Origin of the sequence: Rugamonas violacea (genome assembly GCF_016461825.1) — a bacterium.
In the GTDB taxonomy this organism is placed as follows: domain Bacteria; phylum Pseudomonadota; class Gammaproteobacteria; order Burkholderiales; family Burkholderiaceae_D; genus Rugamonas.
This window is the reverse complement of the sequence record NZ_JAEMNU010000123.1, coordinates 201,358-216,745: the sequence shown is the minus strand read 5'-3', so window position 1 is coordinate 216,745 and position 15,388 is coordinate 201,358. Positions and strand designations below refer to the sequence as shown.

Annotated in this window: 18 protein-coding genes and 1 pseudogene; 12 read left to right on the top strand and 7 right to left on the bottom strand. The window is 64.0% G+C overall.

What is annotated here, in order from left to right; genetic code table 11:
• Window position 1: 1 nt before the first annotated feature.
• The 5 genes from H7U20_RS23215 (at window position 2) to H7U20_RS23195 (ending at window position 4,110) form a co-directional block, all read left to right on the top strand.
• Window positions 2–412, top strand: a complete 411-nt coding sequence (locus H7U20_RS23215; protein WP_199761494.1) for a response regulator — start codon at window positions 2–4, stop codon at window positions 410–412.
• 184 nt (window positions 413–596) lie between these two features.
• Window positions 597–1,349, top strand: coding sequence for a hypothetical protein (locus H7U20_RS23210; protein WP_370593227.1), 753 nt, complete (start codon window positions 597–599; stop codon window positions 1,347–1,349).
• 93 nt (window positions 1,350–1,442) lie between these two features.
• A complete protein-coding gene (locus H7U20_RS23205; RefSeq protein WP_199761493.1) occupies window positions 1,443–2,210 on the top strand; it encodes a GNAT family N-acetyltransferase in 768 nt (255 codons plus the stop codon).
• 128 nt (window positions 2,211–2,338) lie between these two features.
• A complete protein-coding gene (fdhD, locus tag H7U20_RS23200; protein ID WP_199761492.1) occupies window positions 2,339–3,142 on the top strand; it encodes a formate dehydrogenase accessory sulfurtransferase FdhD in 804 nt (267 codons plus the stop codon).
• A 293-nt stretch (window positions 3,143–3,435) separates the two neighbouring features.
• The gene (locus tag H7U20_RS23195; RefSeq protein WP_233411004.1) at window positions 3,436–4,110 is read left to right on the top strand and encodes a choice-of-anchor J family PEP-CTERM protein; all 675 of its coding nucleotides are present in this window, start codon (window positions 3,436–3,438) and stop codon (window positions 4,108–4,110) included.
• Between the two features lie 68 nt (window positions 4,111–4,178).
• On the opposite strand, the gene H7U20_RS23190 is transcribed toward H7U20_RS23195, so the two are convergent.
• Window positions 4,179–5,360: an aminotransferase class V-fold PLP-dependent enzyme gene (locus H7U20_RS23190; RefSeq protein WP_199761491.1), complete on the bottom strand. Its 1,182-nt coding sequence runs from the start codon at window positions 5,358–5,360 to the stop codon at window positions 4,179–4,181.
• 230 nt (window positions 5,361–5,590) lie between these two features.
• Between H7U20_RS23190 and H7U20_RS23185 the strand changes: the two genes are divergently transcribed.
• Window positions 5,591–6,388 carry a type 2 periplasmic-binding domain-containing protein gene (locus H7U20_RS23185; RefSeq protein WP_199761490.1) on the top strand — a complete coding sequence of 266 codons (798 nt, stop codon included), beginning with the start codon at window positions 5,591–5,593 and terminating at the stop codon, window positions 6,386–6,388.
• A gap of 15 nt (window positions 6,389–6,403) precedes the next feature.
• On the opposite strand, the gene H7U20_RS23180 is transcribed toward H7U20_RS23185, so the two are convergent.
• The gene (locus H7U20_RS23180; protein ID WP_199761489.1) at window positions 6,404–8,722 is read right to left on the bottom strand and encodes an FdhF/YdeP family oxidoreductase; all 2,319 of its coding nucleotides are present in this window, start codon (window positions 8,720–8,722) and stop codon (window positions 6,404–6,406) included.
• A 130-nt stretch (window positions 8,723–8,852) separates the two neighbouring features.
• Between H7U20_RS23180 and H7U20_RS23175 the strand changes: the two genes are divergently transcribed.
• The 5 genes from H7U20_RS23175 to H7U20_RS30985 all read left to right on the top strand — a co-directional run bounded on the left by H7U20_RS23175 (window position 8,853) and on the right by H7U20_RS30985 (window position 12,076).
• The gene (locus H7U20_RS23175; RefSeq protein WP_199761488.1) at window positions 8,853–9,122 is read left to right on the top strand and encodes an ArsR family transcriptional regulator; all 270 of its coding nucleotides are present in this window, start codon (window positions 8,853–8,855) and stop codon (window positions 9,120–9,122) included.
• Between the two features lie 265 nt (window positions 9,123–9,387).
• The gene (locus H7U20_RS23170) at window positions 9,388–9,858 is read left to right on the top strand and encodes a nuclear transport factor 2 family protein (RefSeq protein ID WP_199761487.1); all 471 of its coding nucleotides are present in this window, start codon (window positions 9,388–9,390) and stop codon (window positions 9,856–9,858) included.
• Window positions 9,859–9,890: 32 nt separating this feature from the next.
• On the top strand, window positions 9,891–10,436 hold the full coding sequence (locus tag H7U20_RS23165; RefSeq protein WP_370593226.1) for a TetR/AcrR family transcriptional regulator: 546 nt from the start codon (window positions 9,891–9,893) through the stop codon (window positions 10,434–10,436).
• Window positions 10,437–10,645: 209 nt separating this feature from the next.
• Window positions 10,646–11,671, top strand: a complete 1,026-nt coding sequence (locus H7U20_RS23160; RefSeq protein ID WP_199761485.1) for an acyltransferase family protein — start codon at window positions 10,646–10,648, stop codon at window positions 11,669–11,671.
• Between the two features lie 15 nt (window positions 11,672–11,686).
• Complete coding sequence (locus tag H7U20_RS30985) at window positions 11,687–12,076, top strand: class I SAM-dependent methyltransferase (protein ID WP_370593225.1); 390 nt, start codon at window positions 11,687–11,689, stop codon at window positions 12,074–12,076.
• On the opposite strand, the gene H7U20_RS23150 is transcribed toward H7U20_RS30985, so the two are convergent.
• From H7U20_RS23150 to H7U20_RS23140, 3 genes are read right to left on the bottom strand one after another with little or no spacing between them, the layout of a single operon-like run.
• Window positions 12,066–12,419 (bottom strand): hypothetical protein, encoded by a 354-nt coding sequence (locus tag H7U20_RS23150; RefSeq protein WP_370593237.1) that lies wholly within the window; start codon window positions 12,417–12,419, stop codon window positions 12,066–12,068. The genes H7U20_RS30985 and H7U20_RS23150 overlap by 11 nt on opposite strands.
• 22 nt (window positions 12,420–12,441) lie before the next feature.
• Window positions 12,442–12,927, bottom strand: a complete 486-nt coding sequence (locus H7U20_RS23145) for a penicillin-insensitive murein endopeptidase (protein WP_199761483.1) — start codon at window positions 12,925–12,927, stop codon at window positions 12,442–12,444.
• Window positions 12,928–12,935: 8 nt separating this feature from the next.
• A complete protein-coding gene (locus H7U20_RS23140) occupies window positions 12,936–13,427 on the bottom strand; it encodes an Hcp family type VI secretion system effector (RefSeq protein WP_199761482.1) in 492 nt (163 codons plus the stop codon).
• 102 nt (window positions 13,428–13,529) lie between these two features.
• On the opposite strand from H7U20_RS23140, the pseudogene H7U20_RS23135 reads away from it, so the two are divergent.
• A pseudogene (locus tag H7U20_RS23135) lies at window positions 13,530–13,712 on the top strand (IS21 family transposase); the annotation flags it as partial.
• A gap of 182 nt (window positions 13,713–13,894) precedes the next feature.
• Here H7U20_RS23135 and H7U20_RS23130 read toward each other — a convergent pair.
• Window positions 13,895–14,668: a ferritin-like domain-containing protein gene (locus tag H7U20_RS23130; protein WP_199761481.1), complete on the bottom strand. Its 774-nt coding sequence runs from the start codon at window positions 14,666–14,668 to the stop codon at window positions 13,895–13,897.
• A 303-nt stretch (window positions 14,669–14,971) separates the two neighbouring features.
• The gene (locus H7U20_RS23125) at window positions 14,972–15,259 is read right to left on the bottom strand and encodes a hypothetical protein (RefSeq protein ID WP_093390804.1); all 288 of its coding nucleotides are present in this window, start codon (window positions 15,257–15,259) and stop codon (window positions 14,972–14,974) included.
• Window positions 15,260–15,388: the final 129 nt, after the last annotated feature.

Sequence of the window (15,388 nt, the reverse complement as noted above, 5' to 3'; positions counted from 1 at the left end):
CATGAGTGTGACCGGGAATGCCCGCCAGACCATCCTGATTGTCGACGACACGCCCGACAATATCATGCTGCTATCGACGCTGCTCAAGGACCGTTATCACACCAAGGTAGCCAACAGCGGCATCGCCGCCGTGCACATCCTGCACACGCTGGGCGCGGTCGACCTGATTCTGCTCGACGTGATGATGCCGGAGCTGGACGGCTACGAGACCTGCCGCCGCCTGAAGGCCGACCCGGACACCGCCGCCATTCCGGTGATCTTCCTGACCGCCAAAAATCGCGCCGAGGACGAGGCACAGGGCAGGGCGCTGGGCGCGGTCGATTTTTTGAGCAAACCGATCAATCCCGGCGTGCTGTTCTCGCGCGTCGCCATGCACCTGACGGCGCGCAATGTGCTGCGCGTGCCGGACTAGCAGATTACTTGATGCGGCGGGGGAATAAACAATACTTTCATGATATTGCTCAAACACACTTTTGATAAATAGTATATATTGTTTATATTGTTGAAAAAATGGAGCAAACATGAACAAGCCTATCACCGCCAAAACCACCACCGCCGGCAACGCCAACGCCAACGGCAAAGACGCGCCGCTGCCAGTGGTCGCCACGATCGACACCGGTGCCGCCCCGGCGCCGGCCCACAAGGCCCCGCTGAAAGCCGCGCCAGCCAAAGCCGTAGTGACAGCCGCAGCAGCTGCGCCGGTCAAGGCCGCAGCCAAGCCGGTCGTCGCCAAGGCCGCCAAGCCAGTTGCCGCCAAAGCCGCTGCCAAACCGGCCGTCAAGGCTACTGTGAAGCCAGCGGCAAAGGCCGCAGCCAAACCAGCAGCAGCCAAAGCAGCAGGCAAACCGGCAGCAGCCAAACCAGCAGCAGCCAAGCCAGCAGCAGCCAAGCCAGCCAGCGCCAAATCGGCCGCCAAGGCCACAGCCAAACCAGTCGCAGCCAAACCCGCTACCGCCAAATCGGTAGCCAAGGCCGCTGCCAAACCTGCGCTGAAGAGCGCCAAGCCAGCCGCCAAGCCAGCCGCTAAATCGGCCGCCAAGCCTGCCGTCAAAACCGTCGCCAAGTCGGCAGTGAAGGCACCGGCCAAGACCGCCGCCAAGCCGGTCGACGCGGCCAAGGACAAACCGCACAAGGAAAAGCTGGTGCGCGACAGCTTCACCATGCCGGAGCAGGAATACGCGGTGCTGGGTCTGGTCAAGAAAGCCTGCCTGAAAGCCGGTTTTGAGATCAAGAAGAGCGAATTGCTGCGCATCGGCGTCGCGCTGATCAGTCAGATCGACCTGGCCACGCTGCAAAATGTGTTGGCATCCTTGCCACAGCTGAAAACCGGCCGGCCGAAGAAAAACTGAGTGTGTACATGTCACGGAAAAGACATATTGATGTCATTTTCTTGAAGTATTAGGCCGTTACGCTTGCTTCGTCTCCCACAGAAAGGACGAAGCATGCAAACCTCGATCATCCAAGCGCACGTCAGGGCAAGCTCGGCCAAGCTGGTTTTGAGCATGGCCAGCACACCGGAAGAACTGCGCGAAGTGCAGCGCTTGCGTTACACGGTGTTCATCGAAACCATGGGACTCTCGTCGCTGGTCAGGGAAGATGGCCTGGACAGCGACGAATTCGACGAGCATTGCGATCACCTGATCGTGCGCGACTCGGACACGCTGCTGGTGGTCGGCACTTATCGCCTGTTGAGCGCCGCGCGGGCCCGCAAGATCGGCCGCGTCTACTCCGAAAACGAATTCGACCTCGGTCGCCTGAACAACGTGCGCGGTCGCATGGTGGAGGCGGGCCGCGCCTGCATCCATCCCGACTACCGTGGCGGCAGCGTCATCATGCTGCTGTGGTCCGGCCTGGCCGAATACATGCGCCGTGAACGCTGCGACTACCTGGTCGGCTGCGCCAGCATCAGCCTGGCCGACGGCGGCCACAACGCGGTGGCGGTGTACCAGTCGCTGGCGGCGCGCCACATGGCGCCGATGGAATACCGCGTCACACCCCACCTGCCATTCCCCATCGATAAAGTCGCACCGGCGCTGAAGCCGCAGATCCCGCCGCTGGTCAAGGGCTACCTGCGCTCGGGCGCCTGGATTTGCGGCGACCCGGCCTGGGACCCGGACTTCGAAAGCGCCGACTTGTTCCTGATGCTGCCGCTGGCCAATCTGGACAGCCGCTACGCCCGCCACTACGGCGTTGAGGGCGAGGCCGCCTGAGTCCCGGGGGGGCGCGATCACGGCGCCGCGCACCATATCCCCTGGCGCCGCCGGCTGGTGTATCGGCCGGCGGCGCTTTTTGCCGCTACCATGTACCATGCGGTGAAAGTTCACAACAGGGGAGTGCTATGCGGTTTGAAGGGGAGGCGGAACGGGTCGGGTTTCAGCAGCGCGAGGTGGTGCGCCACCACGCCGGCGGCAGCGCGCGCGGCAGCGACAGCGTGGTCGAGGAGATGCCGGTGGCGCTGGTCTGCAATGGCATCTCGCATGCCGTGATGATGGCCACGCCGCGCGACCTGGAGTGTTTCGCCCTCGGTTTCGCGCTCAGCGAGGGCGTCGTCGACGCGCGCGCCGAGGTGTACGACATCGAGTTGCGCCAGCATGCCGCCAGCGCCGAGGTCGAGCTGACCTTGTCGCAGCGCGCCTTCACCCGCCTCAAGGAACAACGCCGCACGCTGGCCGGCCGCAGCGGCTGCGGCATCTGCGGCATCGAGAGTCTGGCCATGCTGGACCTGGAGCCGGCCCGCATCGTCGCCCCCGTGCTGCCGGGCGCGCCGGCGCCGGCCGTGGCGCGCGCCGCGCGCGAACTGGCGCAGCACCAGACGCTGATGCGCGCCACCGGCGGCGCCCACGCCGCCGCCTGGTGCCGCCCCGACGGCGCCATCGACTTCGTGTTCGAGGATGTCGGCCGCCACAACAGCCTGGATAAATTGATCGGCCATTTGGCGCTGAGCGGCGTCGATCCGCAGGGCGGTTTCGTCTTCATGTCCAGCCGCGCCAGCTACGAGCTGGCACGCAAGGCGGCGCGCCTGCACATTCCGATGTTGGCGACGATCTCCGCCCCCAGCTCGCTGGCGATCGACATCGCCCAGCGCGCCGGCCTGAAACTGCTCAGCTTTTGCCGCCAGGACGGTTGCGTCGAGTACTGCTAGGGCCGTGTCCGGCCAAACGGCGCGGCGCGGCCGACGCGGCCGGCGGTGCCGTCATTGTTGCAAGCTGACGTCACACCCTTGTAATAATTACCATTTTGATTTCAGTCTATGTTATCTTAAATACATGTCATTTATTCACTATCATGTTGAAGAATGATGTGTTCGCGCTATGGCGGCTTGGCGGTCGCCGCGTGGAAGGTAAGCCGGGACGGCGTCCGCCGCTCCGGAAAACTGACTCTGCTGATGGAGGTTTACACATGGCTGTTTCGTTCAAATCCGCTTTGAAGTCGACTATGTTTGCCGCTGTTGCACTGAGCCTGGGCGCGAGCGCCTCGGCCGCCTCACTGACCGAAAACTTTGACGGCGGCGTACCCGCCGGCTGGGTCAAGGTCAACAATAGTGATCCGAAAGGCAGCACCGATTGGTTCCAGGGCAATCCACTGGTGTTCGGTTCGCACCAGGGTGCGGCTACCTCCTACATCGGCGCCAATTTCAACGCCGGTGCCGACGTGGCCGACATCAGCGACTGGTTGATCCTGCCGACCCAGACCTTCAACAATGGCGACAAGCTGTCCTTCTTCAGCCGCACCGTCGATGGCTCGCTCTACCCGGATCGCCTGGAAGTGCGTTTCAGCGCCGTCGGCGGTAAAGACGTCGGCCACACCGCAGGCAGCGTGGGCACCTTCACGACCTTGCTGTTGACGATCAATCCGAACCTGGACTATTTCGGCTACCCCGAGCAGTGGGCCCAGTTCAACACCACCATCAGTGGTTTGGCGGGCGCGACCAACGGCGCCTTGGCCTTCCGCTACGTAGTCGAGGGCGGTGGTCCGGACGGTGACAATTCCAACTTCATCGGCATCGACACGCTGAGCGTCACCGCCGTGCCGGAGCCAAGCACCTACCTGATGTTGGGCCTGGGCCTGGGCCTGCTCGGCGTGATGCGTCAGCGCCGCGCCCGCGGCTAAGCCTTGCCGCGCCATGGCCGGCGCCGTCGCGGCGCTGGCCATGGCGCGCTGTAGCAACGCCGGCGCGCTTAGCGTGCGCCGGCCGCGATCTCGCCGATCGCCGCCACCAGCGCGTCGAGCTGCTCGATGCTGGTGAACAGATGTGGCGTGACCCGCACGCACTCCTCCGCGCCGACCGTGCGCAACACCGTGAAAATCCGATAGTCGTCCATCAAGCGCCGCACCACCTGCTGCGCCGCCACTCCCTCGATGCCGAAGGCGGCGATGGCGCACGAGCGTTCCGCCGCGCGCGGCGTGAACAGGCGCACGCCGGGCACATCGCGCACCCGCGTCATCCAGTACTGCGACAGGTGGCGCAGCCGCGCCTCCTTGCGCGCCGAGCCGATGGCCAGATGGAAGGCCAACGCGTCCTCGATCGCCAGGATGGGCGCCGGCGGCACCGTGCCGACGTGGGCCAGTTTTTTGATATCGTCGACGGCGCTGCGGCTGTCGCCGAACAGCGGCGCGATGTCGACCACGCGCGGACGGCGGATGTACAGCAGGCCGACGCCGAGCGGCGCGCCGAGCCACTTGTGCAGGTTGACGCCGACGAAATCGGCGCCCAGTTCGCCCAGCCGGTAGTCGAGTTGGGCGAAGGAGTGGGCCGCGTCGACCATCACGTCGACGCCGTGGCGCCGCGCCATCGCGGCGATTTTCGCCACCGGCATGATCTGGCCGGTGCGGTGCACCATGTGGGTCAACAGCAGCACGCGGGTGCGCGGCGTGATCGCCGCCTGGTACAGCGCGACGATCTGTTCGTCGCTGGCCGGATCGAGCGGCGGCGTCAGGCGGGTCAGCGTCAACGCGTGGCGCGCGGCGACCATTTCCAGCGTCTCGATGACGCTGTCGTAGTCGTGCTCGGCCAACAGCACCTCGTCGCCGGCCCGCCACGGGTAACCCTGCAGCAGGATGTTGAGCGACTCCATCAGGTTGCGCGTGATGACCAACTCGCCCGCGTCGGCGCCGGTGAACGCGGCCAGCGCGCGCATCACGCCGGCCAGGCGCTCGGGCAGGCGCACGCGCAGGAAGTAGGCGCTTTCCAGGTTGAGCTGTTCCTGGTAACGCTGGAAGGCCTGGTGCACCGGCGTCGCCTGCACGCCGAAGAAGCCGTTCTCCAGGTTGATGAAGTCGGGCGAGACGGCGTATTGGGCGCGCACGCCGCTCCAATAGCTCTCGTCCTGGACGGGGTGGTCGGGCGGGTATGGATTCAACTGGGCTCCTGATGGTGTGGTCGGTGGATGGTAGGATGGTTGGATGGCTGCGCTGCCAATTGTACAAGTTTGCCGACGCGCCGGCTGGCGCCTACAAGGCCACCTGCTCGGTTGGTCCGGATGCGACATTTGTTGGAACGCGCTTGACGATGGCGTCTGCGCGGCGCTAGCATGAATCGATTGCAATGCAGCGCTCGCGCTGGGGAGCGCCGCAGTATGGAGAAGCTAGAATGAGCTTGCCCGCGCAGCTGGTGCTGTGGCTGGCCTTGCCCTCGCTGGTCGCGGCGGCGCCCTTGGCCGGCACGGTGCGCCTGGCGTCGGACGACTGGTGCCCGTTCATTTGCGCCAGCCATGGGCAGATCAACGGCGGCTATCTGGTCGACTTGACGAGGCAGGCGCTGGCCCCGTCCGGGCTCCAGGTGGCGTCGCTGCTGCTGCCCTTGAACCGGGCCGTCAGCGAGACGGCGGCCGGCGCCATCGAAGGCGTCTACGCCCCCTCGACCGATCCGCGCTTGCAACTGAGCGTGCCGCTGGCGTATTCGCGCGCCTGCTTCTACACCCTGGCCGGCGTCGCCTGGCGCTATCGGGGCGGCGAGTCGCTGCACGCGCTCAGGGTTGGCGTCATCGCCGACTACGGCTACGACGACGGCGAGATGGATGCCTACATCGCGCAGCATCGCGATAGCAGCGCCAGCCTGGCGTTCGCCTTCGGCGACGCCGCCGGCCTGACCAATCTGCAAAAACTGTTGCGCGGCCGGTTTCCGGTGTGGCTTGAGCACGAGGCGGTCGCCCGCCAGCTGGTCGCCAAGCTGGGGGCCGCGAGCCGGATCCGCCAGGCCGGCTGCCTGGCCCAGGCGCTGCCGCTGACGATCGGTTTCGCCGCCCACGATGCGCGCGCCGGGCAGTGGCTGCAGGCGCTGGCCGACGGTCTGCGCTCGTTGTCGGCGTCGGGCCAGCTGGCGGCGCTGCGGGCGCGTTACCACCTCCTGCCGGATGAGGCGGCAACGCCGGCGCCGAACGCGCGCTAACCCGATTTGGCGGCGTTACGCCGCCTGCAGCAGCACCGGGATCGACTTCGAGGTCGGCGTGCCGGCGCCGTCGGCGACGCTGGCGAGCGGGATCAGCGCGTTGGTCTCGGGGAAGTAGGCGCCCAGGCAGCCGCGCGGGATGTCGTACTCGACCAGCATGAAGCCGTCGGCGCGGCGCTCGACGGCGTCGTCCCAGACGCTGACGATGTCGACCATCTGGCCGGCCGCGAAGCCCAGCAGCGCCAAGTCCTCGCGGTGGATGAAGACCACGCGGCGCATGCCGAACACGCCGCGGTAGCGGTCGTCCATGCCGTAGATGGTGGTGTTGTACTGGTCGTGCGAACGGGCCGTCATCAAGGTCATCAGGCGCGCGCCGTACTTCGCCTTGGCGCGGTGGATCGGCGTGTCGGTGTCGACGGCGCAAACCAGGAACTCGGCGCGGCCGCTGGCGGTGCGCCACTCGCGCAGGCGCGAGGCGACCTTCAGGTGGAAGCCGCCCGGCTTGGCGACGCGGGCGTTGAAGTCGTGGAAGTCGTCGAACACGCGCTCGATGGCGTCGCGGATGCGGGCGTAGTCGGCGGCGTACCAGTTCCAGTCGACCGGCGCCTTGCCCAGCGTGGCCTGGGCCAGGCGCGCCACGATCGCCGTCTCCGACAACAACTGCGGCGAGGCCGGCGTGTTCATGCCGTAGGACAGGTGCACCATGCTCATCGAGTCCTCCACCGTGATGCCCTGCGCCACGCCGCGCTGCAGGTCGATCTCGGTGCGGCCCAGCGTGGGCAGCAGCAGCGCGGCGCGGCCGTGCACCAGGTGGCTGCGGTTGAGTTTTGTCGCCACGTGCACCGTCAGCTCGCAGGCGCGCAGCGCGGCGAAGGTGAGCGGGGTGTCCGGCGTGGCCATGGCGAAGTTGCCGCCCATGCCGAAGAAGACCTTGACCCGGCCGGCCAGCATCGCCTCGATGGTGGCGACGACGTCGTAGCCGTGCGCGCGCGGCGGGGCGAAGCCGAACACCTCGCCCAGGCGGTCGAGGAAGGCCGCCGTCGGCTGCTCCTCGATGCCCATGGTGCGGTCGCCCTGCACGTTGGAGTGGCCGCGCACCGGGCACAGGCCGGCGCCGAGGCGGCCGATGTTACCGCGCATCATCATCAGGTTGGACAGCATGCGGATCGTCGCGACGGCGCCCTTGTGCTGGGTCAGGCCCATGCCCCAGGTGGCGATGACCCGCTCGCCCTTGGCGTAGATCTGCGCCAGTTGCTCGATCTGCGGGCGCGGCACGCCCGACTCTTGCACCAGCTGGTCCCAGTCCTGCCGGCGCAGGTCGGCGGCGAAGGCGGCGAAGCCGCTGGTGTGCTCGGCGATGAAGTCGCAATCGAGCACGCGCGGCGTGTCCGGCGCACCGGCCGCCGCCGCCGCGACGGCGGCGTCGTCCAGTTCCAGGGTGCGCTTGGCCAGCGCCTTGATCAGCGCGAAGTCGCCGCTCAGCTTGGGCTGGATGAACAAGGAGCTGATCGCCGTGCTGGAGTTGCTCAGCATCTCCAGCGGGTGCGACGGGCTGGTGAAGCGTTCCAGGCCGCGCTCGCGCAGCGGATTGATCGAGACGATGGTGGCGCCGCGCTTGGCGCACTCGCGCAGTTCGCCGAGCATGCGCGGGTGGTTGGTGGCCGGGTTCTGGCCGAAGATCAGCAGGGTGTCGGTGTGCTCGAAATCCTCCAGCGTCACCGTGCCCTTGCCGGCGCCGACGGTGGCCGGCAGGCCCCGGCTGGTCGGCTCGTGGCACATGTTCGAGCAGTCGGGGAAGTTGTTGGTGCCGTAGGCGCGCACGAACAACTGGAACAGGAAGGCGGCCTCGTTGCCGGTGCGCCCGGAGGTGTAGAACGCCGCCTGGTCGGGATCGGGCAGGGCGTTCAACTGGCGCGCGATCAGGGCGAAGGCGTCGTCCCAGTCGATTGGTAGATAACGGTCGCTGCCGGCGTCGTAGACCATCGGCTCGGTCAGGCGGCCGTGCTGCTCCAGCGCGTAGTCCGACTGTTCCAGCAGCTCGGTGACGGTGTGGGCGGCGAAGAAGTCGGCCCGCACCCGCTTGCTGGTGGCCTCGGCGGCCACCGCCTTGACGCCGTTCTCGCAGAATTCGAAGGTGGAGGCGTGCTCGCGGTCGGGCCAGGCGCAGCCGGGGCAGTCGAAGCCGTCCGGCTGGTTCTGCGCCAGCAGCGTCTTGTAGTTGCCGCCGCTGACCTTCTCGCGCACCAGGTTGATCGCCACCTGTTTGAGCGCGCCCCAGCCGGCCGCCGCGTGGGTGTACGGTGCGATGTATCCTGCCGGTTTGCTCTTGTCCATGCCTGCCGCTCCTGATGCCGTGTTGGTGTTGGTGTCGAGGGCGCAGTATAGTGCCTTCTTGTTAATTTGAGAACAAGGCAGGGCGCCAAGCGCATCGGCTACCATGGCGGCTCTGGCGAATGAGGACAATATGGATGACGCGGTATTGGCCGCCTTGATCGGCGTGCTCGAACAACTCTGGCGCAGCGAACGCGAGCGCCCCGGCAAGGCCTGCTCGCTGGCTTGGCTGAGCAAACAATCGGAGCGTCCGATGAGCGTGCTGCGGCGCCAGCTGACCCTGTTGGTCGACGCCGGCTGGGTCGCCCAGACCTTGCTGGAAGAGGGCGGCGGCACGGTGGCGCTGAGCGACGACGGCCGGCAACTGTGCGCCAGCCTGTTCAGAAAGCCCGCGGGCGCTTGAGAAAGTCCACAGGCGCTTGAAAAAGCCGCAGGCGCTTGAGAAAACCCACAGGCGACACCTGGGGTCAGACCCGGCGGGTCTGACCCCGGCTCTCCGCCTTTGGGTGGTTTAAAAGCCGCCGGCGCCTTGACTTGGCGACAATCCCGACCGTCCCGCTTTTTCAACAAAATGCTTGCCACCGAAAAGGCCGCAGTTTATAGTGATTGTACTGATCGGTACAGAATGTTCCAATCGGTACAAAACGAATCCACTGAAAGGCATCAACATGACTATCCGTCCCCCAGTCCCCCCGTTCACCCGTGAATCGGCCATCGAAAAAGTCCGCCTGGCCGAAGACGGCTGGAACAGCCGCAACCCCGAGCGCGTGTCGCTGGCCTACACGCCGGACTGCCTGTGGCGCAACCGCGCCGAGTTCGTCCAGGGCCGCGAGGCCATCGTCGGCCTGCTGGCGCGTAAGTGGACGCGCGAGCTGGAATACCGCCTGATCAAGCAATTGTGGGCTTTCGAGGGCAACCGCATTGCGGTTCGCTTCGCCTACGAATACCATGACGACTCTGGCCAGTGGTACCGCGCCTACGGCAACGAGAACTGGGAGTTCGCCGCCGACGGCCTGATGCAGCATCGCCTGGCCAGCATCAACGAGGCGCCGATCGCGGCGTCCGAACGCAAGTTCCATTGGGACGTGAACGGGCCGCGTCCGGCCGACCATCCGGAGCTGAGCGAGTTCGGTTTTTGATTTGAAGGGCAGACAGCAACACGATGGCAAGAATGATCGCAGAACGCAGTGATGTGGTGCCGCAGTTGGGCGAAGTGTTCCGTACCTACGGCTACGAGGGCGCCAGCCTGGCCCGCATCACCGAGGGCACCGGCTTGGGCAAGGGCAGCATCTACCATTTTTTCCCCGGCGGTAAGGAGGAGATGGCGCAGGCCGTGCTCGACGATATCGATGTCTGGTTCCGCGATCAGGTGTTCCTGCCCTTGCGCCAGTGCGGCGTGGCGGCCGATGGCGTCGCCGCGATGCTGGCCGCCGTCGGCCGCTACTTCCTGTCCGGCCAGCGCGTCTGCCTGGTCGGCGTGTTCGCCCTGGGCCACGAGCGCGACCGCTTCGCCGTCCGCGTGCGGGACTATTTCGACGAGTGGATCGCCACGCTGGCCGGCGCGCTGGAGCGCGGTGGCCAGGACGCCGCCGTCGCGCGCGACTTGGCCGAGGAGGCCGTCGGCGCCATCCAGGGCGCGCTGGTGCTGGCCCGCGCCGCCGACCAGCCGGCCCTGTTCATGCGTGCGCTGGAACGGCTGCGGGGTCGTCTGGCCTGAGCGGGAGGGCACGGCGGTGCTGGTCGTGTGCGTGCTTTTGGCGCTGGACATCGCCGCCGCGCCGGCATGCCAGCGGGCTGCCAGCGCCGGTTCGAGTGCTGGACTGCGCTCCAGCCGGCTTATGCTAATGCTAATGTAATGGGCCCATGTGTTAGGATGCCGGGCGCAGAAGCTGCCCTTCCATGCCCGGTCCCGGACCAATACTAAAAATGACCTTACAAAAAAACAATCACTTCGACCTGGCCCGTTTCGTCGCGGCCACCTTGGTCCTGTTTTCGCATTCCTTCGCGCTATCGAACCAGGCCGGATACATCGAGCCGCTCGCCTATGCCAGCGGCAACCGTCTTGATTGCGGCAGCGTTGCCGTCGCGGTGTTTTTTGCCATGAGCGGTTTCCTGATCACCGGCAGCTGGTTGCGCAAGGGCGTGCTGGTCGATTATCTGAGCGCGCGTGTCTTGAGGATCATGCCGGGGCTGGCCCTGGCCTTGTTGTTGAGCATTGCGATGGGGGCGGTGCTGACCGTCACGCCGCAGTTGTATCCGCAATCGGCGCTCAGCTATTTCATCAAGAATTTTTTCATGTACAAGGGGCAGGGCGAGCTGGCCGGTGTTTTTCAGAACAATCTGTATAACCCGGTGGTCAACGGTTCCCTGTGGACGCTACGGCACGAGTTCACCTGTTATTTGATCGTGGCGGCGCTGGGCATGGCGGGCCTGCTCAGATACTGGACGGTGTTGTTGATTTGGGCCGGCGCCACCGTGTGTGCCGTCTTCAATCTGGGCGGTATCCATTATCTCCAGGAGTTCTTCCCATTGCTGGGCTGGTTCATGGCCGGCGCCCTGGTGTACTTTGTCCGTGAGCGGCGCTTGAGTACTGCCGCTTGGGTGGGCATGGCGTGTCTGGTTGTGGCCATGGCTTACCTGAAAGTGGACTTGCGCTATATTTCGCCGGCCTTGGCATTCGCGCTCATCCGCTTGATTTACCAACAAGGACCGCTGACCCGCTTCGGAAAGTATGGCGACTTTTCGTATGGCATGTACATTTTCGCCTTCCCTATTCAGCAACTCGTTTCATCGCTATCGCTGGAGAAGATCTGGTGGCAGAACTTCTTGCTGTCGTTCCCCTTGACGTTGGTGCTGGCGATGCTGTCCTGGCATTTCCTTGAGCAGCCCTGCCTCAAGCTGAAGGATAGGCACTGGTTGAAGGCCAAATCCAAGGGTGCAATCGACGCCTGAGATGCGCAGGTGACGGTGTTCGATCTGTCCGGGCGCCAGCTTGACCAGGACTGCATGGTGGCCGCCCGCGAAGGGCTGGGATGGCGCACCGTGCAGGGCGACATGCGTGACCTATCGGTGTTCGCCGATACCAGTTTCGATTATGTGTTTCATCCAATTTTGAATCTGGATGTGCCGGAGATGCTCAGTGTCTGGCGCGAGTGCTATCGCGTGCTCAAGTACGGCGCCAAGCTCCATGTCCTCTTCGGACATTCAATGGCATTGGAGCCGGACACCTGTTCTCGTCCGGAGCGGCGCCATCGCGGCGCAAGACATCGGCGACCAAGAACCGGGAGATCCGGCCGTTGCCATCGCTCTCATGTTCGACAGTCTTACGACGTGTGTCCAGCCGGCCTCAACAACTAACGGTGGGAATGCTCTCACCGGTTCGGAGGTTGAGACCAATCCAGCACTGATATCCACGATCCGTGCCCACGGACGTGTAGTTGCAGGAAACGCCACGCTTGTTACGCTCCCTGTATCCCGATTCTTGGCTACATCCAGGATGGGAATCCGGGCCAATCGAATCGAACACGTCCTTGGCCGCTTGGCCTTTGAATGCAACGGTCATCGTGCGCTCCGCCGCGGTCGGCGCTTTGCGCTCGGCCAGCTCACCGGAGTAGATCGTATAGGTCGCATGAAACGGTCGCCATTCTCCCGACCACTGCGCCGCATAGGCCATCGAAAGTAGCGTAGTCAAACCGATCACCAAGCAAATAATCTTCCGCATATCAGGCCACCAGTTGCAGGTGGAAGTGATCGTCGTGCTTTGGCCACTTTCGCACTACAGGTAGATTCGGTCCGTTGAAATAAATCAAAATGACCGGCGAGTTGATGCAGAAGAGCTCAATCAGCTTTTCCGTTGCGTCGTGATCATACTCCGCGTCCCACCACCTGCAAGGCTCGTGCTTGCCATCCTTGCGCATTGGGCGGATGTCGACTTCCAGTCCGCTTCGGTGGGTCTTGTGATCTTTATTCGCAAGACCACCGGTAAGGCTGATATCACCGACACCGAACTTACGGCCATCCATGGTTTGCCATTCGCGCTCCACCCACAGGATAGCGGTGATCATTGAAGCGGTGGCATATTGATATGCACCGTTGCTGGGCTTTCCTTTCATCTGGCCGTAGGTATAGTAGCCGGCATCCTGCGGAGCTTGGGGAAGCATGAAATAGTGGCGCGAGTCCTGCGGTTGCAGTTCAAGTTCTTGTCCCATTGCGCACCTCAGACAATCCGGTTGGTCGTTAAGTCCCAGCCGCCAGACGTATTGCCGCCGGCGCCGCCGCTGATTTTTTGCTGCGTGTACGTGTGCTTGATTTTCGAGAATTTCAGGGCTACGCTGTCGTGCAAGATGTCGCCCGCGTGGATGACTTGATCAATGTTCCCTATCAGGACGTTTTCAAGTTCGACTGCGTAGTATTTAACGCGTTCGCCCATGCTGTCGGCGCGCATGAATTCGAGTCGCGCCTTTGGTATCGTTTTGCCGGCTGCGCAAGTCTGCATGAGGATCGGCGAAGCCAGATCCGCAAGTTTGGTCACAGATACACTGCGATGTTCGCACCGCTCGGCTGTGTGGCCGCCAGCGGTGGACGCCGTGGCACTTCGAGGCTGTGACACCCCCATGTGGGCGGAATGTAACTCTATCCAGCCTATATGCGTCGAATCGGTGCTCTCGCCTTTGATTCCATCGATCAGCAAGTAGATATCTGCGGCCATAATGATCTCCAAATCTGTGTGAATGAGATGGGAATTATTCATGGCTTCAATGGGGGCTCAATTGCGCATAGTCAGTCGGATTGAACTTAGCTGCGCAGCGAGTATCGCCGCTTCGCCCAGCGGCTCAAACGCTCGATGCGCCAAGTTCATCGCGCCGGAGAGAAGCTGTTCTTCGACTACGCCGGCCCCATCATCGCGCTCACCGACGGCGGCCGCACGCACATCTTTGTGGCCTCGCTGGGGGCGTCGAGCCACACCAACGCCTGCGCTGCGCTGCGCGAGACGACTTAACGCAAGCGGGTTTTCGCGTCATTTCCTACTTGAGGTGTCCGGACAGGAGAATCACTGTCCGGATTCAAGTGCCAATTGGGTGTCCGGTTTGAGATGAGAGCGAGTGCCTGGCTTGACGAGAATACTCAGCCGGCTGAACGAGGTCACGTCGTTCCTAGGCCGAATAGGGCACGTTTTCAAGCCAGCAAAGCCGCCAGCTCCGCTTCGCTGAAGCCGGCGGCGCGGCGCGCCTCGATGTTGAACGGGCCGCGCAGCCGGGGGGCGCGGTAGCGCTCGGCCATTTCGGCGTAGGCCGCCACCGGGTCGAGTCCGCGCTCGGCGCAGACGTGCTGGTACCAGCGGTTGCCGACGGCGACGTGGCCGATCTCGTCGCGCAGGATGATGTCGAGGATGGCCGCCGCGTCGTGGTCGCCGGCCTGTTTCAGCTTGTCGCGGATCGGCGGCGAAGCGTCCAGGCCGCGCGCCTCCAGAGTGCGCGGCACCAGCGCCAGGCGCGCCAGAATGTCGTCGCGGGTCTTCTCGGCCATCTCCCACAGGCTGTGGTGGGCGGGGAAGTCGCCGTAGGCGTAACCCATGCCGCGCAGGTGCGCGTCGAGCATGCTGAAGTGGTAGGCCTCCTCTTTGGCGACGCGAATCCAGTCGCGGTAGAACTCGTCCGGCATGCCGGGGAAGCGCCACAGGATGTCCAGCGCCAGGTCGACCGCGTTCATTTCGATGTGGGCCAGGGCGTGGATCAAGGTGGCGCGGCCCTCCGCCGTGTGCATCGAGCGTTTGCCCAGCTTGTTCGGCGCGACCAGCTCGGGCCGCGCCTCGCGGCCCGGCACGGTGCGCTCGGTGCCGAGGACGGCGGCGGCGTCGATCGGCCGGGTGGCGTCGATGGCGGCGGTGGCGGCCAGCTTGGCGGCATAGCTGGCGGTGGTGATGGCGTCTAGGGCTTGTTGTCTGGGCATGATGCGGTCTCGGGTCAGGGCCGCAGTGTGCCACGAATCGGCCGTGGCGGTGCGCTTGTCGTGGCGCGCGGCGGCGGCGGGCGACGAAAAATTGGCAAAAACGGTTTCTTTGTTTGATAACGCAGGGGGCGCGAGCGCGTCGGCTCAGTGTCTGGCGGGGAGGGTGTTTCGGTAGAACGCGTTCAGCGGGGGCTAGGCTGGACGTTCTGTGGCTGGACTAGACCGACGAGGCTGCAGTCATGCTGCGGTTCGCTCATCATGGCGCGGTGCTTGGCGCCTGTATTGCAAGTTCAGCAGGGCTGATCAGTGCATTGATGCGGTCGATAAGTCTTTTAACTCTTTGATGCTCAGGTCCGACTTTTCGTGCATTCGTAACAATATTGTGGCACCTACTGCAAGCTTGCGATGCCTGATCTTGCTGATGATGGGGGGTTGAACTTCCAACACCCTGCACAACTCTGCATCATTCTTCAAATTCATCTTTTCGATGAGTGTGTCGAGCAGTTTGTTTGGGACAAAGCTTGATGGTTCTAGCGCTCTGGCCCTGTTCATCGCTTCGATCAATTCCAACTTCTTTTGCCGTACGTTCATTTTGCTCCTCCTTTGCTCAAAAACGTGGATAGGTTGGCGTCTCCTAGCTGGCCATCGGTCACCGCATTGTGGTCTCAAATGGTGCAACCGTCTCAACATTATTGATAACCAAGCAAGTTGACTCAATGA